Origin of the sequence: Paenibacillus humicus NBRC 102415, from assembly GCF_004000905.1 — a bacterium.
Classification (GTDB): Bacteria; Bacillota; Bacilli; order Paenibacillales; family Paenibacillaceae; genus Paenibacillus_O; species Paenibacillus_O humicus.
Genome location: NZ_BIMD01000035.1, coordinates 1 through 23,160, shown reverse-complemented (window position 1 = coordinate 23,160; position 23,160 = coordinate 1). Strand labels below are relative to the sequence as shown.

General features: G+C 61.0%; 20 protein-coding genes. 16 read left to right on the top strand and 4 right to left on the bottom strand.

What is annotated here, in order from left to right:
• Window positions 1-25: 25 nt before the first annotated feature.
• Window positions 26-1,093 carry a helix-turn-helix transcriptional regulator gene (locus PHU01S_RS18580; protein WP_127509106.1) on the bottom strand — a complete coding sequence of 356 codons (1,068 nt, stop codon included), beginning with the start codon at window positions 1,091-1,093 and terminating at the stop codon, window positions 26-28.
• A gap of 154 nt (window positions 1,094-1,247) precedes the next feature.
• On the opposite strand from PHU01S_RS18580, the gene PHU01S_RS26405 reads away from it, so the two are divergent.
• From PHU01S_RS26405 to PHU01S_RS18540, 8 genes are all read left to right on the top strand, one after another.
• Entirely contained in the window at window positions 1,248-1,472 is a 225-nt protein-coding gene (locus PHU01S_RS26405) for a hypothetical protein (protein ID WP_127509103.1), read from the top strand.
• A 77-nt stretch (window positions 1,473-1,549) separates the two neighbouring features.
• Complete coding sequence (locus PHU01S_RS18570) at window positions 1,550-2,743, top strand: AAA family ATPase (protein WP_218032472.1); 1,194 nt, start codon at window positions 1,550-1,552, stop codon at window positions 2,741-2,743.
• Window positions 2,744-2,754: 11 nt separating this feature from the next.
• Entirely contained in the window at window positions 2,755-3,315 is a 561-nt protein-coding gene (locus PHU01S_RS18565) for a DUF4276 family protein (protein WP_218032471.1), read from the top strand.
• Between the two features lie 134 nt (window positions 3,316-3,449).
• Window positions 3,450-4,130 (top strand): response regulator transcription factor, encoded by a 681-nt coding sequence (locus PHU01S_RS18560; protein WP_127509097.1) that lies wholly within the window; start codon window positions 3,450-3,452, stop codon window positions 4,128-4,130.
• Window positions 4,127-5,512, top strand: coding sequence for a HAMP domain-containing sensor histidine kinase (locus PHU01S_RS18555; RefSeq protein ID WP_127509094.1), 1,386 nt, complete (start codon window positions 4,127-4,129; stop codon window positions 5,510-5,512). Before PHU01S_RS18560 ends, PHU01S_RS18555 begins: the two co-directional genes overlap by 4 nt.
• A 309-nt stretch (window positions 5,513-5,821) precedes the next feature.
• Window positions 5,822-6,757, top strand: coding sequence for an ABC transporter ATP-binding protein (locus PHU01S_RS18550; RefSeq protein ID WP_373864546.1), 936 nt, complete (start codon window positions 5,822-5,824; stop codon window positions 6,755-6,757).
• Window positions 6,754-7,467: an ABC transporter permease gene (locus PHU01S_RS18545; RefSeq protein WP_246029275.1), complete on the top strand. Its 714-nt coding sequence runs from the start codon at window positions 6,754-6,756 to the stop codon at window positions 7,465-7,467. The genes PHU01S_RS18550 and PHU01S_RS18545 overlap by 4 nt, the downstream gene beginning before the upstream one ends.
• 1 nt (window position 7,468) lies before the next feature.
• On the top strand, window positions 7,469-8,197 hold the full coding sequence (locus tag PHU01S_RS18540; protein WP_127509090.1) for an ABC transporter permease: 729 nt from the start codon (window positions 7,469-7,471) through the stop codon (window positions 8,195-8,197).
• 204 nt (window positions 8,198-8,401) lie between these two features.
• Here the strand turns inward: PHU01S_RS18540 and PHU01S_RS18535 are convergent, their stop codons facing one another.
• Complete coding sequence (locus PHU01S_RS18535) at window positions 8,402-9,757, bottom strand: carbohydrate-binding protein (RefSeq protein ID WP_164763109.1); 1,356 nt, start codon at window positions 9,755-9,757, stop codon at window positions 8,402-8,404.
• A 212-nt stretch (window positions 9,758-9,969) separates the two neighbouring features.
• Between PHU01S_RS18535 and PHU01S_RS18530 the strand changes: the two genes are divergently transcribed.
• Together PHU01S_RS18530 and PHU01S_RS18525 are read left to right on the top strand one after the other, a co-directional pair.
• Window positions 9,970-10,899 (top strand): aromatic acid exporter family protein, encoded by a 930-nt coding sequence (locus PHU01S_RS18530; protein WP_048745475.1) that lies wholly within the window; start codon window positions 9,970-9,972, stop codon window positions 10,897-10,899.
• Between the two features lie 148 nt (window positions 10,900-11,047).
• Entirely contained in the window at window positions 11,048-14,113 is a 3,066-nt protein-coding gene (locus PHU01S_RS18525) for an S-layer homology domain-containing protein (protein ID WP_127509087.1), read from the top strand.
• Window positions 14,114-14,242: 129 nt separating this feature from the next.
• On the opposite strand, the gene PHU01S_RS18520 is transcribed toward PHU01S_RS18525, so the two are convergent.
• A complete protein-coding gene (locus tag PHU01S_RS18520; RefSeq protein ID WP_049868788.1) occupies window positions 14,243-15,157 on the bottom strand; it encodes a LysR family transcriptional regulator in 915 nt (304 codons plus the stop codon).
• Window positions 15,158-15,354: 197 nt separating this feature from the next.
• Between PHU01S_RS18520 and PHU01S_RS18515 the strand changes: the two genes are divergently transcribed.
• A complete protein-coding gene (locus PHU01S_RS18515; protein WP_021881485.1) occupies window positions 15,355-16,422 on the top strand; it encodes a branched-chain amino acid aminotransferase in 1,068 nt (355 codons plus the stop codon).
• A 350-nt stretch (window positions 16,423-16,772) separates the two neighbouring features.
• On the opposite strand, the gene PHU01S_RS18510 is transcribed toward PHU01S_RS18515, so the two are convergent.
• Complete coding sequence (locus tag PHU01S_RS18510) at window positions 16,773-18,017, bottom strand: MFS transporter (RefSeq protein WP_048745479.1); 1,245 nt, start codon at window positions 18,015-18,017, stop codon at window positions 16,773-16,775.
• 316 nt (window positions 18,018-18,333) lie between these two features.
• Here PHU01S_RS18510 and PHU01S_RS18505 point away from each other — a divergent pair, with 316 nt between their 5' ends.
• The 5 genes from PHU01S_RS18505 to PHU01S_RS18485 all read left to right on the top strand — a co-directional run.
• Window positions 18,334-19,230 carry an ABC transporter ATP-binding protein gene (locus PHU01S_RS18505; RefSeq protein ID WP_127509084.1) on the top strand — a complete coding sequence of 299 codons (897 nt, stop codon included), beginning with the start codon at window positions 18,334-18,336 and terminating at the stop codon, window positions 19,228-19,230.
• A 94-nt stretch (window positions 19,231-19,324) separates the two neighbouring features.
• On the top strand, window positions 19,325-20,068 hold the full coding sequence (locus tag PHU01S_RS18500; RefSeq protein WP_021881488.1) for an ABC transporter permease: 744 nt from the start codon (window positions 19,325-19,327) through the stop codon (window positions 20,066-20,068).
• Between the two features lies 1 nt (window position 20,069).
• Entirely contained in the window at window positions 20,070-21,203 is a 1,134-nt protein-coding gene (locus tag PHU01S_RS18495) for a sensor histidine kinase (protein WP_127509081.1), read from the top strand.
• Window positions 21,200-21,802: a response regulator transcription factor gene (locus tag PHU01S_RS18490; RefSeq protein ID WP_127509078.1), complete on the top strand. Its 603-nt coding sequence runs from the start codon at window positions 21,200-21,202 to the stop codon at window positions 21,800-21,802. Before PHU01S_RS18495 ends, PHU01S_RS18490 begins: the two co-directional genes overlap by 4 nt.
• Window positions 21,803-21,997: 195 nt before the next feature.
• On the top strand, window positions 21,998-23,160 hold a 1,163-nt coding region (locus tag PHU01S_RS18485; protein WP_164763108.1), incomplete at its 3' end, for an S-layer homology domain-containing protein.

Sequence of the window (23,160 nt, the reverse complement as noted above, 5' to 3'; positions counted from 1 at the left end):
ATGAGGAAGGCGGAATCTCCCGTCTTCAGGAGCATCCGCTATCGGAATCTTCATTGTACCTCTCCAGCACGGAGGCCGCCATAGAGGCGACAGCTGCCCGCAGCTCCGGAGGCGACAGCACCTCCGCATCCAGTCCCATTCCGTAGAAAAAGCGGACCGCCCATGTCCATTCGGCGGCCGGGCAATCGAAGCGGAGCTCCCATTCCTCGTCTCCGACCTGCTCCACGAGTTCTCCGATATGCTCGTCCTGCTCAGCCAGCAGGGAGCCGCGGTAGGTGAGCCGGACCGCGATGGGAATCGAGCTGCCTGCAGCTGCGGCGACAGCCGAAGCCGCAGACAGCTCGCCGGGCACCTCAACGCGGAGAAGTGTATCTTCATCCGTGCTGCTGTCCCCGGCTGCGCCGGCAAGGCTGCTGCGAGGCGCTGCGCTGCTTTCCGCCTGCCCGCCTTTGCACTTGTTGCGGTCTCCCTCCTCCTCCAAAGGATGCAGCTCGTCCATCCGGTCGACGCGGAACGTTCGGGCTTCCCCGTGCAGAGGGGAGAACGCCTCGCAGTACCAGAAGCCGTGCGCCGCAAACACCCGCAGCGGGTGCAGCTCCAGCCAGCGCCTGGTTGTCTGGGAGCGGTACAGCGTCCGGAAAATGCGCGACTCGGCAAGCAGCTCCAGCAGCAGCGGAAGCATAGGGGAACGGACGCTTCGCCGAGGCACCTCCAGATGCATTTTGCCCAAGATCGGCTCGATCTGCCGAAGCGTCTCCTCGGGCAGCAAGGCCCGGATCTTGTCCAGCACCGTCCAGCGTTCCCGGTTGAAAGGGCTGTCGCCGAAGCGGGTAACGGCATGCAGAGCGAACAGCGCCGTCAGCGCTTCCTGCGTATCGAGCTGAAGCGGAGGCAGCAGGTAGCCCTCCATGAGGCGGAAGCCTCCGCCGGGACCGGTCGCGGAGTAGAGCGGCACACCCATCTCAGAGAGCGACTGCATGTCCCGCAAAATCGTTCTCACAGACACCTCGAAACGCTCCGCGAGCTGCGAGGCTGTAAAGGAATTGCGCTGCAGCGCGATCAGCAGGGCGATGAGGCGGTCGTTGCGGTTCATGGGCGATCGGCTCCTTTGCTGTTTCTATACTTCGGGTTGACGCCTGTTTTACAAATCTTCGATATCCTAACTCTATGATGGTTTTTGAGAGTGACACTATTATTAAAGCCAGCGGCCATCGGCCGCCGGGGAATGGAGTGAAGTCGTTGACAGCATGGTAACCGATTCGGTCTATTACCGCTACACCGACTCCAGCGGCAAAGCCGACGTCAAATTCACCATGCCTGCGGGGATGGCTCTACTTCCCATGAAAAGAAAGTGTTCTGGTACAACAACAGTGGCAAGACGCTGGCGGACTTCAACGGTTCAAAACATCTTCTGGGATAAAAAACAACAGTACATGTTGATTATGAGGATAACTTTTTTGGGAGGGAGTTGACTGGCAGGAGTAATCGTTCTTCCTGACGTATATAATAGAGTCAGAGGTTGCCGATGCTGGTCAATACTTTCTAAAGGGTGAAGACTGTGCATATTGAAAGTCTGCGATTGAAAAACTATAAAGTATTTAAAGATTTAAAGTTGAACAGCCTGCCGAGCATGGTTGTCTTTTTAGGCGCAAACGGTTCAGGGAAATCGACCTTGTTTGATGCTTTCGGTTTTCTTCACGATTCCCTGGTCGACAACGTGAGGGCTGCTTTGACTAAAAGAGGCGGATTTAAAGAGGTCATATCCAGAGGGGAAAAAGGGCCTATTGAGTTTGAAATCAAATTTAGACCTGGTCCTAGCGAACCTTTGGTTACATATGAGCTGCATATTGATCTCGATGAAAAAGGGTTGCCAATTGTTAGTAAAGAACTTCTCAAATATCGCAGAGGACAGTATGGAAAACCATGGCACTTTCTTGATTTTTCCAGAGGATCTGGTACGGCAATTATTAACGAGAATGAGTATGGTCAAACGGGGGCAGAAGAGAAAAGGGAAGAACAAAAGCTAGATTCTCCGGACATTCTAGCCATAAAAGGATTAGGTCAATTTCAAAAATTTAAACAGGTCGCTGCTTTCAGAAGGTTAATTGAAGGCTGGCATGTATCTGATTTCCATATTCATGCTGCAAGGTCAAGCCAAGATGCTGGATATGCAGAACATCTATCACCAACGGGAGAAAATCTTCCCTTGGTGTCACAGTTTCTGTATGAACATTATCCGGAAAAATTTCATGGAATTTTGCGTAAAATGGAGCAAAGAGTCCCCGGTGTGAAATCTGTGGAGGCGACAGAAACTGAAGACGGCAGAATCGTTCTTCGTTTTCAGGACGGATCATTCAAAGACCCCTTTGTGGCTCGTTATGTTTCGGACGGCACAATTAAAATGTTCGCTTATCTAGTCCTGTTGAATGATCCCAAGCCGCATCCGCTTCTTTGCATTGAAGAACCAGAAAATCAGCTTCATCCTGAGCTACTCTATGAGCTTGCAGAAGAATTTAGATCCTATACAGAAGAGGGCGGACAAGTTTTCATCTCTACTCATTCGCCTGATTTTGTGAATGGAGTACAGCTCCAGGAACTATTTTGGCTGACCAAGGAAGAAGGTTTCAGTCAAGTCAGTAGAGCCAGTGACAATGACCTTTTACGGAATCTTGTTCGTGAAGGAGATTTGCCCGGATATCTATGGAAGCAAGGCTTCTTTCATGGAGCGGGTCCAAGCCTATGATGCTCGTATTCTTGCTGGAAGAGATTTCGATGAAATCCGTTCTGGATGTCATTTTGCCTAAACTGTTGCCTTCACATGTTGCATTTCGCACGATTAAGCACGAGGGGAAATCGGATTTGGAAAAATCCATTCCAATCAAGCTAAGAGCTTTTCAGACACCAAATACTTACTTTGTCATTCTACGCGACAAAGATTCCGGCGATTGCATTAAAATCAAGGAAAACCTGAGTGCCCTTTGCCGAGAGGCGGGGAGACCGGATACATTGGTGCGAATCGTATGTCATGAGTTGGAATCTTGGTTTCTTGGCGATCTTGAAGCAGTCGGAAAAGCATTTCATAGTGAAGGAATAGAAGAGCTGCAAAATAAAGCTAAATTCCGTGATCCTGATCGGCTGGCTAACCCTGCTCAAGAATTGAGAAGGCTTGTCGGGAAATATCAAAAGCTAGCAGGATCAAAAGCCATCTCAAGATATATGAGTTTTGATAACAACCGTTCCCACAGTTATATGGTTTTTTTAGAGGGTCTCCGAAAATTAATAGCTAAAGCAGAAACTAAAGTTCAGTCTTCTTAAATGCCCATAAATGAGCCTTGGCGATCACAGCCAAGGCTCATTTATGTCTGCCCATGAAACTTTTAAACGAAGTTTAACTTCCGTGGATCCGCTAGCTAATACTATGATATAAAGACGAACAGGAGGTGCGCCCGATGGCGGCACGCGCAAGAATTCTCTACATCGAAGACGACGCCGAGATCGGCGCCTGGCTCGCGGACGATCTTGTCCGGAGAGGCTACGAGGTGACGTGGCTGCAGTCGGGCGAGAAGGCGGAGGAGCATGCCGGAGCGGCCGACGTAGCCGTTCTGGACGTCATGCTGCCGGGCCTCGACGGCTTCTCCGTCGGCAGGAGGCTCAAGAAGCGGCGCCCCGAGCTGCCGATCCTGATGCTGTCCGCCCGCACAGCGGTCGAGGACAAGCTGCACGGTCTCGGCTTCGCGGACGATTACGTGACCAAGCCGTTCCATCCCGACGAGCTGGCCGCCAGGCTGGAGGTGCTGCTGCGCCGATCGGGGCAAGGGGGCGAAGATGCGGTCCTCATCGGCCATCTGGAGGTGCGCCCCCGGGAGCTGACGGTAACGGATTCCCGCAGCGGGACCGAGATCGCTCTCACCCCCAAGCAGCTGCAGATTTTGCTGTACCTGCTTCGCCATGCCGGGCGCATCCTGACCAAGGAGCAGATCTACGAAGCGGTCTGGGGAGAGCCATACATGGAAGGGGACAAAACCGTCATGGTGCATATCCGGTACCTGAGGGAGAGAATCGAGCTGGATCCGGCCCAGCCGCGGATCGTGGAGACGGTCCGGGGCATCGGATACCGGGTGAAGCCGTGAAAAGGCTGTTCGGGGCCGCGCGCCGGCCGTCTCTGCTGGTCCGATATCTTCTGATCATTGTGTCGGCCCTTGTCGTCCTGCCCGTCGCCCTGCTCATGGTGGGAACGGGGTCGGTCGTCATCTCCGGGCTTGTCTCCCCCAAGGAGAGGGACAACCCCTATGCGGACACGAGCAGGCTGATCGAGGAGTGGCACCGGGAGGCGGCCTCGCTCCGGCATGCCGATCCGGAGACGATCGTCCGCAGCCTGGAGTCGTGGCACAGCCGCTATCCCAGGTCCAGCGTCTTCTGGGTAGACGGCGGGAGCCGGCTGCGGGCAAGCCTCCCCTTCAACGAAGACCTGCCCCGGGTGTGGTCATCCGTGTACACGGTGGATTTCATGAAGGAAGCGGTCAACGGGACAAAATATTCGGTCGTGGCGTTCATCGGCAAGGATGGCGAGCAGGGCTTCATGGCCATGCAGGTGCCCCGATACCTCACGCTGCCTTATGGACAGCGGCTGGGGATGCTCGGAGGAACCGCATACACGGCCGGCGCCATTGTCCTGCTGGGACTGTTCCTCACGGTCAGCCTCTTGTTCTTCAATCGCATCCGCAAGCGGCTGGTAAGGCTGCAGGCGGCGATGGAGCAGCCGTCGGGCAGCGGGCTGCCGCTGCCTGTGGAGGTGTCGGGAGCGGACGAGGTCGGCCGCCTGGAGGAGAGCTTCAACGGCATGATCCGCGAGCTCGAGGCCGGACGCCGCCGCGAAGCCGAGGAGGAGTCGCTGCGGCGCGAGCTTGTGGCGCGGCTGTCGCATGATCTGCGCACCCCGCTCACCGTCGTGCGCAGCCATGCATACTCTCTGGAGCGGGAGCCGCTGAGCGACCAGGGACGCAGGTCGGTGGCGCTGATCGGCGGCAAGCTGGATTACTTGTCGCAGCTGATTGAGAATCTGTTCTCCTACAGCCTGCTGTCCGCGGGCAAATACGCCTACCGGCCGGAGAAGACGGATATCGTGCGGCTGGCGAGAACGCAGCTGGCCGCCTGGTATCCCGCCTTCGAGCAGGCCGGCATGGAATTGGAGCCGGAGCTTCCGGATGCTCCCGTCTATTGGCATACCGATCCTCACTGGCTGGAGCGGGTGCTGGACAATCTGCTGCAGAACGCCCTCCGGCACGCTGCTTCGGGAGGCTGGACGGCTGTTCGCATCGTCGGGGACGGGGGAGGCCGGCTCCTCATTGAGGATAAAGGGCCGGGGCTTGGCGGCGACTCGCCGAACAAGGGAAGCGGGCTCGGCCTGTCCATCGTGCAGCTGATGCTGAAGGAGATGGGTCTTCGCAAGGAAGTGAGCTCCGGCGAAGGAGGAACGACGGTTGCGGTCAGGCCGGAACAAGACACCGTGTAGGAGCTGGTTCGGTTCCGTAAAAAGGAGATGAATCCGTCCATGTATGTCAAAGATTTTTCCTACCGCATCAAGCCGGATAGGCGGCATGAATTTTTATAGTCGAGATGGATTATGAGGACAAGCTGCTGCTGGCGGTCAACCGGCTTGAGGAAAATCAGGAGAGCTGATCGGAAAAAAACGACTTGCGAGAGCCGGGGGCGGCGAGCCCTCGGCTCTTTCCTTCCGCCGCGCTTTTTAACCGCTTTTTAACCTCGGCCCGTCCCGGATTTTAACCTCGGCCCGTTACGATGGATGCAGAGGTGATTCCTGATGAAGATGATGAAGCAGGCAAGCGGCTCCTGGCTGCTGGAAACGAAAGGGCTGACCAAGAAGCTTGGCGGCAAAGCGGTGGTCCGCGATGTGGATCTGCGGATCGGGGAAGGCGACATCTACGGCTTTCTCGGCCCCAACGGAGCCGGCAAGACGACGACGATCCGCATGCTGCTCGGCCTTGCCAAGCCGACGAGAGGCGGCGTGACGGTATTCGGAAAGAGCTTGGCGGCGAACCGGATGGAAATACTCCGTCATGTTGGCTCGCTGGTTGAATATCCGTCGTATTACGGCCATCTGACCGGTACGGAAAATCTGGAGGTCATTCGCCGGCTCCTGGACGTGCCCAAGGAGAGAATCGCCGAGGCGCTGTCGATCGTGCGGCTGGAGAAGGATGCCGGCCGCGCCGTCAAAGGCTACTCGCTCGGGATGAAGCAGCGGCTCGGCATCGCGGCTGCGCTGCTCGGCAACCCGAGGCTGCTCATTCTCGACGAGCCGACCAACGGCCTCGATCCGGCGGGCATCCAGGAAATGCGCGAGCTGATCAAAAGCCTGCCCGGCCAGCGGGGAGTGACGATCCTGCTCTCCAGCCATCTGCTCTCGGAGGTCGAGCTGATGGCGACGAAGGTGGGCATCATCCGCAGCGGCAGCCTGATCTACCAGGACAGCATCGCCAGCCTCAAGGCGAGGACGGCCGGCAGGATCCGCTTCTCCGTCAGCGAGCCGGAAGACGCTTGGAAGCGGCTGCTGGAGCTCGGGTTCGAAGCCGAGCGCGACCAGAGCAGGCTGACGGTAGGCGGCGCGGCCGACCGGACGGTAGCCTCCATCGTGGCGGAACTCGTGAGGCGCGGCCACTCCGTGTACCGGGTGGAGGAAGAGCGTTCGTCCCTCGAGAGCGTCTTCCTGGAGATGACCGGGACGGGAGGCAGCCTGTGATCGGCCGCATGCTCTCGGTGGAGCTGCTCAAGATCCGCCGCAAGCTGTTATGGATGCTTGCCGCGCTCGGCCCCGTCGGCGTCATCGGCCTGCAGGCGGTCAACTACGGCTTGCGGTACGATTACTTGATGAAGCTGTACGGAGATTCTCCATGGGAAGGTCTGCTGCAGCAGGTAGGATCCCTTATGCTGCCGGCTTTGTTCATCGGCCTGGCGCTGGTCGCCTCCATGTCCGCGGGCATCGAGCATCAGGCCGGCGCCTGGAAGCAGCTGCTCGCTCTTCCGGTTACCCGGCTGCAGGTGTTCGGGGGCAAAGTGATGCTGTCGCTCCTGCTGCTGCTGGCCTCCTGCACGCTGCTCCTGCTGCTGACTCTCGGAATGGGCTTGCTGCTCGGCTTCGATCCGCAGGTTCCGTGGGCGGAAATCGTCCGCCAGTCTTACCTGCCTTACTTGGCCGCGCTCCCCTTCATCGCCCTGCAGAGCTGGCTGTCGATCGTCATGGCGAATCAGGCGCTGCCGCTTACCGTCGGCACGCTCGGCATGGTGCTCTCCATGTTCAGCTTGCTGATGCCGGCCTGGATGCCCTGGGGCTGGCCGGACCGGGCCGTACGCTCCGCCGATGCCCTTCAGGCTGCCGGCTCCGGGCTCGCGCTCGGCGTACTCGTGCTGCTGATCGGTTATGCCCATTTTGCCCGAAAGGACGTGAGCTGACATGGCGAGGTTATTGGCATCGGAGTGGATCAAGCTGAGGCGCTCCATCATTTGGCTGCTGCTGCCTGCAAGCCCGCTGCTGGCTTTCGTCGCCAGCTGGAGATCCAGTCTCGACAGCGGGGGCGCCCAGGCTTGGAGGGAAGTGCTCGCAGTCGGCGCGATGGTGCACGGCTACCTCTTTCTCCCGCTGCTGGTCGGCATCTTCGCGGCACTGCTCTGCCGCTTCGAGCATGCTTCCGGCGGCTGGAAGCAGCTGCTCGCCCTCCCGGTCCGGCCTGCGGCTGTCTATGGAGCGAAGCTTGCGGCGATCATGGCGCTGGCCGCCATCCTGCAGCTGCTGATGTGCGCCGCCATTGCCGGAGCCGGGCTGCTGCGCGGGCTGGATGCTCCCGTTCCTTGGGGCATGATCGGCATGTCGGCTTTCGGAGGCTGGCTCGCCTGCCTTCCTCTGGCCGCGCTCCAGCTGCTCGCGTCCACCGCTTTTCAGAGCTTCGCGGCGCCGCTCGCGGTCAACGTCGTCTTCACGCTCCCCAACATGCTCGTCGCCAACTCGCGGGACTTCGCTCCCTGGTACCCGTGGGTGCAGCCGCTGCTGGCCATGGTGCCGCAGGATACGTACGGCTTCGGCGCGTTCAACGTCTCGCTGGAGACTTTGCTCGCCGTTATCGGGGGCAGCTTCCTCGTCTTCCTCTGCTCCGGCTTGCTGTATTTCGTCCGGAGGGCGGTTTGACGTAGGCGGGCGGGTATCCGGGCCGAAGAGCGGCGGGATCGGTCCCCGGCCTTGAAAGGGCCATGCTTGACGGATTGAAAGCCGGGGAACGGATTCCCGGACGCAAAAAAAGCGGCTCCGAAACGCCAGTCAGGCGCTTTGGAGCCGCTTTTGCTTTTTTATTTGCATTCAGTCTGCATCACCGCATTCAGCCGAAGTAGCTCTTCATCGCATTGGACCAGGCGTAGCCGGTGTCGCGTCCCAGTTGATCGACCACGTCATGACGCCGCGGAAGCCTGCGTAGCCGGCCGGAGTCTGCAGCTTGTAGCCGCCGCCGAACGACTGGCCTTTGGTGATGTAGTTCAGAGCCTTCACGATGTCGGCCGGAGCGGTGTAGCCGCCGCCCGCAGCGGCCGGCGAGGACGGCAGCCCGATGGCGACTTGATCCGCGCGCAGGGCGGGGAACATGTTGGCGGCGTTGCCGGCGACCGCGAACCCTTTCAGCAGCACCTCGGCCATGGCGACCTGGAAGTCGGCCGTGCCCTGGGAATAGGACTTGCCGTCGAGCGCTTGCATGGAGCCGCTGTTGTAGTGCTGGACATGGATGTAGTCGAGCTGGTCGCGGACGGCGTAGATGACGGGCAGGTAAGCTCCCCAAGGTCCGCCGTAGGCGATCTGGCCGCCTTGGACGTAAGCCGTCTCGGGAGCCATCGTCAGGTCGAAGCCGGAGCCGTATGCCGTCATGATTTCCTTGATGGCGGCGATCAGATTGACGATTTTGGGCGTCGTCGGATTTTTGAAGTCGGAATCGCCGCCGTTCAGGGAGAGAGAGGCGCCTTCCAGGTCGATGTCGATGCCGTCGAAGCCATAGGTGTCGATGATGGATTTAAGAGAGCTGACGAAGCTGGCCTTGTTCGCCGCCGTTTCCAGATCCACCGTGGCGTTGGCGCCGCCGATGGAGATGTGGACGCGCTTGCCTTGGCTTTGCAGGTAGGCGACATCGGCCTTGAACTGCGCCGGCGTCGTCTGGAACGGGGTAAACGTGAGCGTCGCGTGGTCGCTGAGCGTCTCGGCGAAGCTGACGTTGATGACGTTGAAGTTGTTCGAAACATTTCGCAGCGGGATGACGCCGGAGCCGTTGTCGAAGTTATGCCAGTAGCCGACGACCACTTTGCCGGTGGACGGAGTCGCGGTCGGCTTCGGCGTCGGAGTCGGGGTCACGGTAGGAATCGGAGTCGCGGTCGGAGTGGCTGTCGGTTTCGGAGTGGCCGTAGGGGCCGGGGTTACGGTCGGTTTTGGAGTCGGAGTCGGCGTGACGGTCGGAGCCGGTGTAGCGCTAGGCGTCGGAGTCGGCGTCGTGCCGCCGGTCGCCGTCCAAAGCGCCGGCACGTTCGGCGGCTCCCAGCCCGCAAGGGCGGTATGGGATTGCAGGCATTTGTAATCCTTGCCGCTGTACGTGACGACGTCTCCCGTCTTGTAGGCCGTTCCGGGTGTCCAGGCCGCGGCGCCGAATACGGTGGCCGGCAGCAGCGAGACGAGCAGCAGAAGGACGAGCGTCAGGGCCAAGCCTTTGCTTTTCATAAGTGCATCCCCTTTCGTAGCGGCTCCTTCGTGGAGTCCGCTTCTCTATTGGACCACGAAAAGACATGGCGGATAAGGGATAAATTTCATAGAGGACAGGGCATATTTTCCTTTGTCGAGTCTTTTTCGGTTCGAAAAGGCGCCAGGAGGGATGGTATAATAGCTTATCTTATCGTTGAAGACGATTTCTTTATCTAACAAGGAGCCTCATCATGCGAATCGGATTTCGTACCTGGAAAACCGCCGTCGGAGTCAGCCTGTCCGTCCTCCTCGCGCAGCAGCTCGGACTGCTCAACTTCGCATCGGCGGGCATTCTGACCCTGCTCTGCATTCAAAAGACCCGCAGGCAGAGCCTGTCGGCCATATTGGACCGGCTGTTCGCCTGTTTGATTTCCATCGCCCTGTCGGGAGCTTTCTTTGAATGGGCCGGTTATTACGCGCTTCTGTTCGTTCCCATCTATTTGATCCTGATTCCCCTCTGCGTGAAGCTCGGCATTCAGGGAGGCATCGCGAGCAGCTCCGTCATCATGATGCATGTATATATCCATGAGGGCGTGACGCTGAAATTTATCGGCAACGAGCTTCTTCTCATCCTGATCGGGCTGGGGGTGGCGCTGATCGTCAATCTCTATATGCCCGGAATCGACCGCAAGGTGCGGGAGCTGAAAAACGGAATCGAGCAGCGCATGGAAAATATATTGCGCGAGCTGGCGCTGTATCTGAAGGAAGGAAGCACTCGCTGGGACGGACGCGAGGTGCTCGAGCTGGACAAGCTGCTGGACGAGGCGCGGAGCCTCGGAATCCAAGCGACCGAAAACGACTTCAGCGGGCGCCGCAGCTTGTTCTATGCCTATTATGAAACCCGCCGCAGGCAGGTGGAGATTCTGAAGGTGCTCATCCCGCTCTGCTCGCAGGTCGACGGAAGGCTGGAGCAGGGGGAGCGCATCGGCGGCTTCCTGCTGGACCTGGCCGACAACTGGAATTCCATTCCGGGGGGCCGGGATTACCATGCCAAGCTGCGCGCCATCCGCGATTATCACAAGGAGCTCCCGCTGCCGGAGACGCGCGAGGAGTTCGAGACGCGGGCGACCCTGTACGGCCTTGCGAACGAGCTGGAACGGTTCATTCTGACGCTGGCGTAGGCCGGCGCAGAGGGGCCGTTTTTTTTTCTTTACTGGAGAAGAGGGTTTCTATCTTTACAAAAGGAACATCAATTCCTGACATTCCCATGAATCTGGACCGGTACGCTTGCAAAAGTGCAATCTTATCCGAATAGGCAGGTGTGGGGAAATGAAACCATGGTTACGAAAAAGTGTCGGCATTGTGCTCTCCGCCGCGCTCGCTGTCGGCATCTCGCTGCCGGGCGCTCGGGAAGCGCAGGCGGCGGTCGAGGAAACGCCGGTCAAGCTCGTGGAAGGAAACAGCTCCTGGAAGTATCTGGAGACTCCTTCCGATCAAGGAAGCGTCTGGAGGAACGTGTACGACGATACGGCCTGGACCAGCGGCGCCGCGCCGCTCGGGTATCCCGTGCGCGCCGAGACGGCAACGTCGAAGTTCGGCGGCATCGCGACGACGATCGGATACGGCGGCAACAGCAGCAACAAATACTTGACGACCTATTTCCGCAAAACGATTCAAATCAGCGGAGCGGCGGACTACAAGCGGTTCGTCGGCAGCTTCGGCGTCGACGACGGCATGGTGCTCTATGTCAACGGTGCGGAAATCGCCCGCTACAATATGCCGGAGGGGCCGATCAGCTACACGACGCTGTCGGTGGAGGGCAAGGCGGCACCGCTGTTCTTCGATGACGTCGATCTGACGGACAAGCTGGCGGGCGTCGTCAAGGAAGGCGCGAATCAGATCGCCGTCGAGGTGCATCAGCAGAGCAAGAGCAGCTCGGACCTGTACTTCGACATGGAGCTGACGGCGTACAAGACGCCGGCGCAGCCGCCGGTCGAGCCGTCCAAGTCGCCGCTGCCCCAGTCGGTAGCGCTGACATTCAACGGCGATCCGCGCACGGAGCTGGGCGTAGCCTGGTACACGTACGAGAACTACCCCGGCACGAAGCTGCAGGTCGCCGAGAAGGCTGCCGCTGGCGCAGGGACGGAATTCCCGGCGGACAAGGCGGCGACGTTCGAGGGGACGTCGGAGCGGATCGAGACGTTCCAGACCAAGGCGGACAAGACTGCCGCCAAAAAGACGGCGTACATCAGCCATAAGGCGAAGGCCGCCGGCCTGAAGCCGGGCACGGACTATGTCTATCGCGTCGGCGACGGCGAGGACGGCCATTGGAGCCCGGCAGGCTCCTTCCGTACGGAAGCGGCGCAGCCGGAAGGCTTCACATTCCTCTACACGACGGATTCGCAGGGAACGACGGAGGCGGACTTCGCCACTTGGGCGCATACGCTTCAGGAAGGAATCGCGCGCTTCCCGCAATCGGCCTTCATCGCCAATACGGGCGATCTGGTCGACAACGGGGATCTCGAGGAGCAGTGGAGCTGGTTCTTCAACAAGCCCAAGGAGCTTCTGATGAGCCGGCCGCTGGTGCCGCTCGTCGGCAACCATGAATCCAAGAACTACAATGACTACGCGCAGCATTTCAATCTTCCGAACGTGTCGCAGACGGGCGCCAAGCCGGACGGCTCCGTGTATTCCTTCGACTACGGCCCGGCGCACTTCATGGTCGTCAATACGGAATATTCGCTCGTCAGCAGCACCGAGGAGCAGAAGCAGATTTACCGCAATCAGGTGCAATGGCTGAAGAGCGAAGCGGCCCGCACGGACAAGAAATGGAAGATCGTCCTGCTCCACAAATCGATGTATTCGGTGGCCAACCACTCCAGCGACTCCGATGTCCTGAGCTTCCGCCAGGACCTGACGAAGGCGTTCGACGAGATGGGCGTCGATCTCGTGCTCGGCGGCCATGACCATACGTATGCGCGCAGCTATCAGATGCTGAACAACGTGCCTCAGACCGACATCGTGCCGGATGCCGGCGGACAGGTCGTCGATCCGAAGGGCACGCTCTACCTCATCACGAACGCGGCAGGCGACAAGCGCTACAACGTGAAAACGGGAACGACGTTCCCTTATGCCGCCAAGTATGATCAGCCCGGCAAGGAAATGTTCACCGGCGTGCGGGTGACGGAGGATGAAATCAGCTTCCAGGCCTACACGACGACGGAGGCAGGCAGCACGGATGCGTACGATGCCTATGGAATCAAGCGTACGGATGCCGCTCCCGCACCGGTGCAGCATGCGGCGTGGTCCGTCAATGCCGACGGCAAGCTGCAGCTGGAATGGACGGCTCCGGCCGGCGCGGCTCCCGCGGCTTACCGGATTTATGAGCAGAAGGACGCGCTTGGCGCGAACTGGAATGCTACGGTGAACCATGAAGCCGGCAAGACGAGCTACGTCTATGTACTGGAAAATGCCGATCCAAAAGGCCAATATGAGCTGGCTATCCGTGCGACCGGCGGCCGCGGCAATTCGGCCGCGGTTGCGGTGAAGCCGAATGAAGCCGTTCAGCCAAGCGCAAGCCCGTCGGCGAGCCCGACGCCAAGCGCAAGCCCGTCGGCAAGTCCGAGCGCAAGCCCGTCGGCAAGCCCGACGCCAAGCGCAAGCCCATCGGCAAGTCCGAGCGCAAGTCCATCGGCGAGCCCGGCGCCAACCCCGAGTCCGACAACGGGTCCGGTCTGGACCCCGAGCGCAAGTCCGTCGCCGAGCGCAAGTCCGAGCGCAAGCCCGACGCCGACGCCAAGCGCAGCGCCGAGTGCAAGCCCGACGCCGACACCGGCGCCGAGCATGACGCCTGCACCGGCGAAGGACGTTCCAGCGACCCATTGGGCTTATGCCAGCATCGCCCGGGCGATGGAGCTTGGCATCGCTCAAGGTTATGAGGACGGAAGCTTCCGTCCCGAACGCTCGGTCAGCCGTGCGGAGCTTGCCGTGCTGCTCTCGCGGGCGATGAAGCTGCCGGAATCCGGCAGCCCGTCCGCCTTCAAGGATGCTTTGAGCATCCCGGCCTGGGCGCGCGGCGCTGTCGCGGGAGCCGCTTCCTCCGGCTGGATCGGCGGCTACGAGGACGGCAGCTTCCGTCCGGATCGTCCGATCAGCCGTGCGGAGCTTGCCGTAATCGCCGCCAAAGCGGCCGGACTCAAGACGGTCGCCGGCGAGAAGCCGAGCTATCTGGATCTGGCCGGCATTCCGGTCTGGGCCCGCCCTTCGGTCGCTGCGCTGCAGCAAGCCGGACTGATGGGCGGCGTCGGCGGCAGCCGGTTCGCTCCGGCGGAGCCGGTGTCGCGCGCTCAAGCCGCGGCGCTGCTGGTGAAGCTGGCTGCCCAGCAGGCTGCCTGAGCAAGCAGGAGCTCGGATTTCGGGCAGCGGTTTAAAAGAATAAACGCAAGCGAGGCGATCAGATTCTGATCCCGGCGCTTGCGTTTTTTTATGAAGAGAGGGTAGCACGGCTTGGGGCCGAAGGGGGCGTCAGCCGCTGTCCGCGGCGTCCTGCGTTTCGGATACCAGCGTCTCGATGAAGCGCTCGGAGCTCTTGGACAGGTAGCGGTCCCGCCGCCAGACGATGCCGACCTCGGAGTGGAAGCTCTCGCCGTCGAGCTCGCGCAGCTCGATCCCGGCCATCTGGAACGAGGACAGCACGGAGCGCGGCAGGACGGTCGCTCCGATGCCTTCCGAGACGAGGGCCAGAATGACGGCGACGCTGGAGCATTCGCACAGGACATGCGGCTCGCAGCCGGCGCGGCGGAATTCCTGCAGCAGCTTTTCATGCATGGCGGTTGTCCGCTCGGTCTTCAAGGTGAGAAAAGGATGCTTGGCAAGCTCGGCGAGCGTAATCGGACCGGGACGCGCGAGCGGCCAGCCGGACGGCAAAATGGCGGCGAACGGATCGGAGGGCAGATAGGCGATCTGATAAGCGGACGGATCGGCGTCGAACTCGAACGGCAGCCGGGTGACGATCAGCTCGATCTCTCCCGCGTCGAGCTCCTGTCCGAGCGAGAAGTGGTCGCCTTCATGAACCTTGAACGTCACCTCGGGATAGCGGGCATGGAACTGCCGGATCGGCTCCGGCAGCAGGGAGATGCAGGAAACGACGGCTCCGACGGACAGCACGCCGCGGATGCCCTCTCCTTGCTCGCGCACCTGCTGGAGCGCATCGGAGAATTCCCGCATGAGCCGCTCCGCCCTTTCGAGCAGCAGCTTGCCGGCGGCGGTAAGCCTCAGGCTGCGGCCGGTGCGGTCGAACAGCCTGACGCCGAGCTCCTCCTCCATCTGCCTGAGCTGGCGGCTGAGCGGCGGCTGCTCCATATGCAGGGCGCGGGCGGCCCGCGTAATCTGGCCTTCCCGGGCGATCGTCGCGAAATAATTCAGCTGGCGCATATCCATATCGAAATCCTCCTAGTTGGGGAAGAATGGAAGAAAGGCCGCGAGCGGGCGCTCAGCGGCATCCATACCTGGAAGGTATGGGAAGCTGAATGAAACCGATCCTTTAACTATAGGGGATCAAGTGGTAGGATGACTAGTAGAAGAATGAACGGGACGCCCCCGGCGGGCAGACTCCCGGAGAGAGGAAGTTAAGAGTAATGGCATACGAATTCAAGCATGAGCGCACGGCTTCCCCGAGAACGAAGGAATCGCTTCAGGGCTCGGTATTCGGCACCCGCTTCACGGACCATATGTTTATTCTGGACTATGACAAAGGGCAGGGCTGGCATGACGGCCGCATCGTTCCTTACCAGCCGATCTCGCTGGATCCGGCGGCCAAGGTGTTCCACTACGGCCAGACGATCTTCGAAGGGCTCAAGGCGTACCTGACCGCTGACGGCCGCGTCCTGCTGTTCCGTCCCCGCAGCAACATCAAGCGGATGAACCTGTCCAACGCCCGCCTCAGCATTCCGCAGCTCGACGAGGAGCTCGTGCTGGAGGCGCTGCGCCAGCTGATCCAGGCCGAGCGCGACTGGGTGCCGTCGGAGGAAGGAACTTCCCTGTACGTGCGTCCGTTCGTCATCGCGACGCAGCCGACGCTTGGCGTCGCTCCTTCCCATCAGTACAAATTCATGATCATCCTCTCGCCGGTCGGCGCTTACTACGCAGAGGGCGTGAATCCCGTCTCCATCTACGTGGAATCCAGCTACGTCCGCGCGGTGCCTGGCGGCGTCGGCGAAGCCAAGACGGCGGGCAACTACGCGGCCGGCCTGCAGGCGCAGGAGGAAGCGACGGCCAAGGGCTACTCGCAGGTGCTCTGGCTCGACGGCGTGCACCGCAAATACATCGAGGAAGTCGGCAGCATGAACGTGTTCTTCGTCATCGGGGACAAGGTCGTGACGCCGGCGCTGAACGGCAGCATCCTGCACGGCATTACGCGCGACTCCGTCATTACGTTGCTGAAGCACTGGGGCTACGACGTGGAGGAGCGCCAGCTTTCCATGCAGGAGGTTGCGGACGCCTACCATGACGGCACGCTGAAGGAGGCGTTCGGCACGGGCACCGCCGCTGTCATCTCGCCGATCGGCGAGCTGTACTGGCAGGGCGAGGCGATGCCGGTCAACGGCGGCAAGACGGGCGAACTGTCCCAGCGTCTGTACGACGAGGTCACCGGACTGCAGCGCGGCGAGAAGGAAGATCCGTTCGGCTGGACGATGGAGCTGTAAAAGAGAACGGACAACGAGGTTTCGTTATCGAAGACACAGGGAAGCCCCTCGGACACTCTTCAAGCGAAGAGGCGTCCGGGGGCTTTTTCGTTGCGCCGATGGAAGAGCGGAAGAAGACGTCAAAAAAAGCCGTCCCCTTGGGGGGGCGGCTGAAAAACAAGCGAAAGTTCCGGAATCGTTCTGGAGAAACGAATGTGGTCGCCTTTGTCACCGGATTTCGACCGCAAAAATGGCAAAGAATCAGAGAAATACGGGGACAACAGCGATCGGAAGAATGATCCGCGAACGCAGCGACAACTTTTTCAGCGGCCTCCCCCTTGGGGGGCGACTTTTCGGCATTCCTCGACCCTCTAGGAGACGGCCTGCGCCTGTTCGGGAGCTCGATGATTCAGGATCGGCATCATGACCATCGCGCCGAGCAGGAACAGCAGCCCCGAGCCGCTGTAGATGGCTACGAGCGGGAATGCGCTCTTGAGCACCCCGGCGACGGACATGGAGATGACCATCATGCCGATGAACATCGGATTCAGCACGCCGTTCACCCGGCCGACGATCGATGGATGCGACCATTTCAGAATCATCGTGCTGATGCCGATGTGGATGCACGGGAACACGAGTCCGTTGACGAACTGGGTGACGAGCGTGAGCGTCACGCTCGTCGAGAAGCCGACGATGACCGTGCATACGGCTCCGACGAGCATGCCGGTCGCCAGCAGCAGCTGGGGAGAGACGCGCTTGGCGAATGTCGCCACGATCCCGCCCCCGATCAGCATGGCTACGCCGCTCACCATGAGGAGGTATTGGAGGAATTCTTTGTCCCGGCCTAGCCTCTCCGTCACGATGAACAGGTTGAGCGCCTGGGCGATGCCGACCGCGAGCCCGGCCAGAATGAAGGCCGCGCCGAGCATGCGGAGCACCTGGCTCTGCCAGACGTACCGGAACCCTTCCGCCAGCTCCCGGAGGAATTGCCCCTTCGTTGCCGCCGCCCGCGGCTGCGGGAGATCTTTGGGCAGCCGGACGAGGACGAGCGCCGAGAGCAGGAAGGCGACGCCCATGATGGCGACCGAAGTCTCCAGACCGAAGCGGCTGTAGACGAACGTGCCGAGCATGGGTCCCAGCACCATGAACGTCGCCTGCAGCGATTGGAACAGAGCCATGCCCTGCTGCATCTGCGTTTCCGGCACATGCTGCTTGAACAGCCTCATTCCGGACGGCTGGGAGAACTGCGACAGGATGGCGGAGATGAAGGCGACGAGGTACACCGACTCCCAAGAGCCGAAATGGATGGCCAGCAGGACGACGAACACGGAAACGGCGGACAGCAGATCGCACCAGACCATCGTCCGTTTGGGCGGCCAGCGGTCGGCGAACGTTCCGCCGATGAACGAGAAGACGAATATGGGTGCGAATTCGGCTACGCTGATAAGCGATATGGCGTACGGATCGTTGTTCGTTTTCTCGGCGACAAAGAGGAGGATCGCGAAGTTCCGCACCCAGATGCCGATCTGCAGAAGCATGCTGGATAGCAGGATCGTCTGCAGGAATCGGTTGCGGAAAAGGCTCGGAGGAGACTCCGCCGCGGATGGAATGCTCATGGTATCAACCACCTTTTCGGATGAAAAAAATTCGAGGCCGGGCAGGCTTGATTGACCTCCGCATCCATTGTATGTGCAATCCGATTCCAATTCAGGTCAAGTTTTCTTTTAATTGAATTTTCCTGAAAATAAACGGGCTAAAGTCAAGGAGCCGTGCCGCCAAGCCCGGCGAGGCCGGCCTCGTGAGCTTATCCGACGTATGACAACTGTCATGCGAAACAGATGATACGTTTGAATTCAAGTCCGCTCCCGCTTCCCTTAAGCTGAGAGCAGGAAGTCGAGCACGGCCGAGCGAGGCCGAACGGGAGTGGAACGAATGAAGCATGAGCCTGCCATCCAGATCGATAACGTGACGAAGCAGTTCAAAGATAAAAAAGCCGTCGACCGCCTCAGCCTGACGATCGAGAAAGGAAGCGTAACGGCGCTGCTCGGACCGAACGGAGCCGGCAAGACAACAACGGTCTCGATGATTCTCGGCTTGATGAAGCCGACGAGCGGCACGGTGAAGCTGCTCGGCGGAGATCCGCACGACCGGGCGGTGCGAAGCCGGATCGGGGCGATGCTGCAGGACACGAGCGTCATCGATGACCTCAAGGTCGGAGAGACGATCGACCTGTTCCGCAGCTACTACAGCCGGCCTCTCCCGCTGGAGCGGCTGCTGGCGATTTCCGGCCTCGGCGCGGAGCGGGGCAAGCTGGCGGCGTCGCTGTCGGGAGGACAGCAGCGCAGGCTCGGCTTCGCGCTGGCTGCGGCAGGCGACCCCGAGGTGCTCTTCCTCGACGAGCCGACGGTCGGCATGGACGTCACGGCGCGCGCGCTGTTCTGGGATACGGTCCGGGCGATGGCCGGCAAGGGCAAAACCGTCCTGATGACGACGCATTACCTGGAGGAGGCGGATCAGATCGCCGACCGGGCGGCGGTCATCAGCCAAGGCAGGCTTATCGCCGACGGCACGCCGAGCAGCATCAAAGCCTCCGCGACGGGCCGCTCTATATCGTTCACGGCGGGGGAATCGCTGACGCGCGATATGCTGCTCGTCGTTCCCGGAGTGGCGGATATCGACTGGAAGGGCAGCCGGGTGAGGCTGTACAGCACGGACACGGACCGGCTGATCGGCGTCCTGCTGGAGAGGAAAATGCCGATGCGGGACATCGAGATCCAAAGCGGAGGGCTGGAAGAAGCGTTTCAGAATCTGCTGAAGAAAGCCCAGTGACGCGGCGGGGTGATTCCCTGCAGCCTTCATAGAGGCGAGGCCGGGAAACGGCTGGACGCCGCTTTTTTAACCCAATCCCAAGGAGAGATTTCCGATGAGCCAAACCTATAGAGCGACATGGGCGCAGTGCCGCGCCGAAATGCTCCGCACGATCCGCAACCGCCGCTTCGTCTTTTTCTCGATTTTGATGCCGGCCGCTTTCTTTTTCATCTTCACCGGCACGATGGACGGAGGCGGAATGCACAACTGGGCGGCGTATTACCTGATGTCGATGACCTCCTACGGCGTCGTCGGGGCGAGCCTGGTCACCTTCTCCCAGCGGGTGTCCAGGGAACGAGCCCAAGGCTGGATCCGGCTGCTCCGCATGACTCCGCTGCCTTCCGGCGCCTATGTCCTATCCAAGGCCGCCGCTCAAGGCGCCATCAATATCGGGCTTATTCTCGTCCTGTTCCTGACGGGCGGCCTGAGCAAGTCGATCGATCTGCCGGCGTCCGTCTGGATCGAGGCCGGCCTATGGATCTGGGCAGGCGGGTTCGCCTTCATGGCGCTCGGCATGCTGCTCGGCACGATGAGGAACAGCGACGTCGTGCAGGTGCTGGCGACGATTCTCTATATGTCCCTCTCCATCGTCGGAGGCTTATGGATGCCGACCTCCGCGATGCCGCAGATCATGCAGACGATCGCCAAGTTCACGCCGACGTACCGGATGGGCCAAGGGCCGTGGGCGCTCATCGGCGGGCAGCCGGTCGATTGGAGCGGGATCGGCGTGCTGGCTGTTTATATGATTCTGTTTATGGTAGTATCCGCTTATATCATGAAAAAACAGGAAGCGGTGTAGGATGGCCCCAAAAGGCAGGCGGCCCCGCTCGGGTCCGCCTATTTATTTTCCCCTCGTCTGGCTGGTTTACCTGACCTTCCCGGTCGCCAGCATCCTGCAGCTGTCCGCCGGGGAGCAGGCGGCTTCGTTCGGGCTGCTCGGCGCGTTCAGCGCCGTGTATGTCTACAGCTTCCTCAAGCCGAGGCATCGTCTCGCAGGCATTTTGCTGCAGCAGGCGATCATCGTTTATTTCAGCACGAGGCTCAGCATCAACTTTTTGTACATGGCGTTTTTTCCGTCCCCGATCATCGGCTTCCTCAAGTCGGGTCGGCAGGCGGCGGCCGGATTATCCGGCATGGCGCTCCTGTTCGCGGCGACGGCATGGCAGCAGAGAGATGAGATTCAAGGCGGAGATCTGCTGCAGCTCGTTCCTGCGCTGATCATCATGCTCGTCATGCCGCTCGGCATCCGGATAGGGATGAGGTCGCGCGAGCTGCGGAGCCGCTTGACCATGGCCGAGGAGGAGATCGCCCGCTTGTCCAAAAACGAAGAGAGGCAGCGCATCTCGAGAGACCTTCACGATACGCTGGGCCATACGCTGTCGCTCATTACGCTGAAGGGCGAGCTGGCCGAGCGGCTCGTGCGGGGAGACCCGGCGCGGGCCGAGCAGGAAGCCCGCGATATTCAGGCCGCCTCGCGGGCGGCCTTGAAGCAGGTCCGCGAGCTGGTGTCGGGGATGAACGGCGCGACGCTCCGGGATGAGCTGCTCCATGCGCGGCAGATTCTGGCGGCGGCGGGCATCGCGCTGAACGCAGGGAGCATGCCGCCCGAGGGGACCGTGCCCGCGCTTGCGGACAATATCCTCGGCATGTGCCTGCGGGAGGCGGTCACGAACGCGGTCAAGCATAGCAAGGCTTCCGAGCTTGAGATACGCTGGTCGGCCGTTCCGGACCGGATGGAGCTGTCTGTCCGGGACAACGGCAGAGGCATGGCCGAATGCGCGGCGGACGGACCCGGCACGGGCAGCGGGCTGGAGAGCATGAAGGAAAGGCTGAAGCTGATCGGGGGCAGCCTGGCGGTAAGCTCCGCTCCGGGTAAAGGAACGGAGCTGGTGCTGGCGGTGCCGCTTGTATCGAAGGGAGCCGTGAAGCGATGAAGGTCGTGCTGGCGGAGGATCAGGGCATGCTGAGAGGCGCGATGGCGGCTCTGCTCGGCATGGAAGACGATATCGAGGTGGCGGGGCAGGCGGCGGACGGCCTGCAGGCATGGGAGCTCATCCAGGCTCTGAATCCGGATCTGTGCGTGCTGGACATCGAGATGCCGCTTATGACGGGACTGGATGTGGCGGAGAAGCTGAAGGAAAGCAAGCATCCCTGCAAAGTCGTCATCCTGACGACGTTCTCGCGTTCGGGGTACTTCCAGCGGGCCATGAAGGCCGGCGCGCGCGGCTTCCTGCTGAAGGATTCGCCGGTCAGCGAGCTGGCGGCGGCGCTGCGCAGCGTCCATGCCGGAGGCCGGGCGGTGAGCCCGGAGCTGGCGCTCTCGTTCTGGGAGGCGGAAAATCCGCTCAACGAGCGGGAGCGGGAAATTTTGAAGCTCGCCGGAGAAGGGCTGTCGGCCGGCGACATCGCCGGGAGGCTGTTCCTGTCGGCGGGCACGGTGCGCAACTACTTGTCGGAGGCGATCCAGAAGCTGGATGCCCGGAACCGGATCGACGCCTGCGCGATCGCGGAGAAGAACGGCTGGCTGGACTAGCCGTTCTTTTTTGCGTCCGTATGCGTCCGTATGCGTCCGTATGCGTCCGTATGTGTCCGTATGGCTGCTGTAGCAGAGGACTAACCGAATTTCAGTAACCCCACCCGAAATTAGGGGGATATTATCCATCCTTGGCATTCGCTATTATTAGGAGGATTCAGTAATGTAAGCGGTGCCAATCAGGAGGGGAAGTCATTGGGAAAAGCAAAATCCGTTGCGGCGCTGCTCGGTGCGCTGCTGATCGCCGGGGGAGCCGTTCCGGTCTACGGAGCGGCTCCGGCCGCCAAGGAAACGCAAGCGGGCTGCTCAAGCCCGGTCATGGAGAAATGGGTGGCATCAGGTCTGGCCAGCGGTTATCCGGGCGGAGCCTGCAAGCCCGATGCGGCGGTTACGCGCGCCGAGCTTGCCCAACTGATGGCCAGGCTGTTCGGTCTGGACGACGCAGGCTCGGAATCGGACAAGCCTTACCGCGACGTAGCGGCAGCCTCCTGGTACTCCCAGGCTGTGCGGGCAGTCGGGAAGGCCGGTGTCGCGCAGGGTTATCCGGACGGCAGCTTCCGTCCGTCGGCTCCGGTGACGCGCCAGGAGGCCGCGGCCATGGCGGCCAAGCTGTTCAGGCTGCCGCTCGGAACAGGCAGCAGCCTGGACGGCTTTTCGGACGGAGCCGGCGCTGCCGCCTACGCCAAGCCTGCCCTTGAGGCGCTGCTTGCCGGAGGATATCTGAAAGGATACGCCGACGGCAGCCTGAAGCCGCAGAAGTCGATTACGCGCTCCGAAGCCGTCACGCTGCTGGACCGGCTGGCTCCTGCGACGGTGCTGGAGGACGGCAGGCAAACGAACGGTTCGGAAGGCAATATGCTGGTCCGGGCCGGAAAGACGGTCCTTGAGAATTCTCGCATCAAGGGCGACCTCTATATCGCTCCCGGCGTCGGCGAGGGCGATGTCGCATTGGAAGGAGTCACGGTGGAAGGACGGGTCCTCGTTCAGGGGGGCGGCGTCAACAGCATTCATTTCAAGCATTCCAGCGCCGGCTCGGTCGTCATCGACAAGGCCGGCTCCCCGGTGCGCGTCGTGCTTGAGGACGGCAGCCGGACCGGCAGGCTGTCGGTCGACAGCCCGGCGTCAGTCGAGATCGGCAGCGGGTCCACGGCGGACGAGGTCGAGCTCGGCGAGCGTGCGGGCAGCACGTCGCTGAGCGTGCAAGGCTCCATCGGACGCCTGACGGCCAAGGCCGGAGGCGCAAGCTTGAACGGCAGCGCATTGCAGCAGGGCCAGGCGGTCGGCGTGGAAGCAGGCGTCGTCGGCGCTCCCGGAGGCACGGGCGCGACAGCGGCGCCGAGCGCGACGCCAATCACGAC

Coding starts and splice junctions, on each gene's coding strand:
- PHU01S_RS26405 (WP_127509103.1), top strand. CDS start 1,248: ATGGTAACCGATTCGGTCTATTACCGCTACACCGACTCCAGCGGCAAA.
- PHU01S_RS18560 (WP_127509097.1), top strand. CDS start 3,450: ATGGCGGCACGCGCAAGAATTCTCTACATCGAAGACGACGCCGAGATC.
- PHU01S_RS18515 (WP_021881485.1), top strand. CDS start 15,355: ATGGCATACGAATTCAAGCATGAGCGCACGGCTTCCCCGAGAACGAAG.
- PHU01S_RS18550 (WP_373864546.1), top strand. CDS start 5,822: ATGAAGATGATGAAGCAGGCAAGCGGCTCCTGGCTGCTGGAAACGAAA.
- PHU01S_RS18540 (WP_127509090.1), top strand. CDS start 7,469: ATGGCGAGGTTATTGGCATCGGAGTGGATCAAGCTGAGGCGCTCCATC.
- PHU01S_RS18535 (WP_164763109.1), bottom strand. CDS start 9,757: ATGAAAAGCAAAGGCTTGGCCCTGACGCTCGTCCTTCTGCTGCTCGTC.
- PHU01S_RS18500 (WP_021881488.1), top strand. CDS start 19,325: ATGAGCCAAACCTATAGAGCGACATGGGCGCAGTGCCGCGCCGAAATG.
- PHU01S_RS18525 (WP_127509087.1), top strand. CDS start 11,048: ATGAAACCATGGTTACGAAAAAGTGTCGGCATTGTGCTCTCCGCCGCG.
- PHU01S_RS18510 (WP_048745479.1), bottom strand. CDS start 18,017: ATGAGCATTCCATCCGCGGCGGAGTCTCCTCCGAGCCTTTTCCGCAAC.
- PHU01S_RS18520 (WP_049868788.1), bottom strand. CDS start 15,157: ATGGATATGCGCCAGCTGAATTATTTCGCGACGATCGCCCGGGAAGGC.
- PHU01S_RS18580 (WP_127509106.1), bottom strand. CDS start 1,093: ATGAACCGCAACGACCGCCTCATCGCCCTGCTGATCGCGCTGCAGCGC.
- PHU01S_RS18490 (WP_127509078.1), top strand. CDS start 21,200: ATGAAGGTCGTGCTGGCGGAGGATCAGGGCATGCTGAGAGGCGCGATG.
- PHU01S_RS18495 (WP_127509081.1), top strand. CDS start 20,070: ATGGCCCCAAAAGGCAGGCGGCCCCGCTCGGGTCCGCCTATTTATTTT.
- PHU01S_RS18530 (WP_048745475.1), top strand. CDS start 9,970: ATGCGAATCGGATTTCGTACCTGGAAAACCGCCGTCGGAGTCAGCCTG.
- PHU01S_RS18505 (WP_127509084.1), top strand. CDS start 18,334: ATGAAGCATGAGCCTGCCATCCAGATCGATAACGTGACGAAGCAGTTC.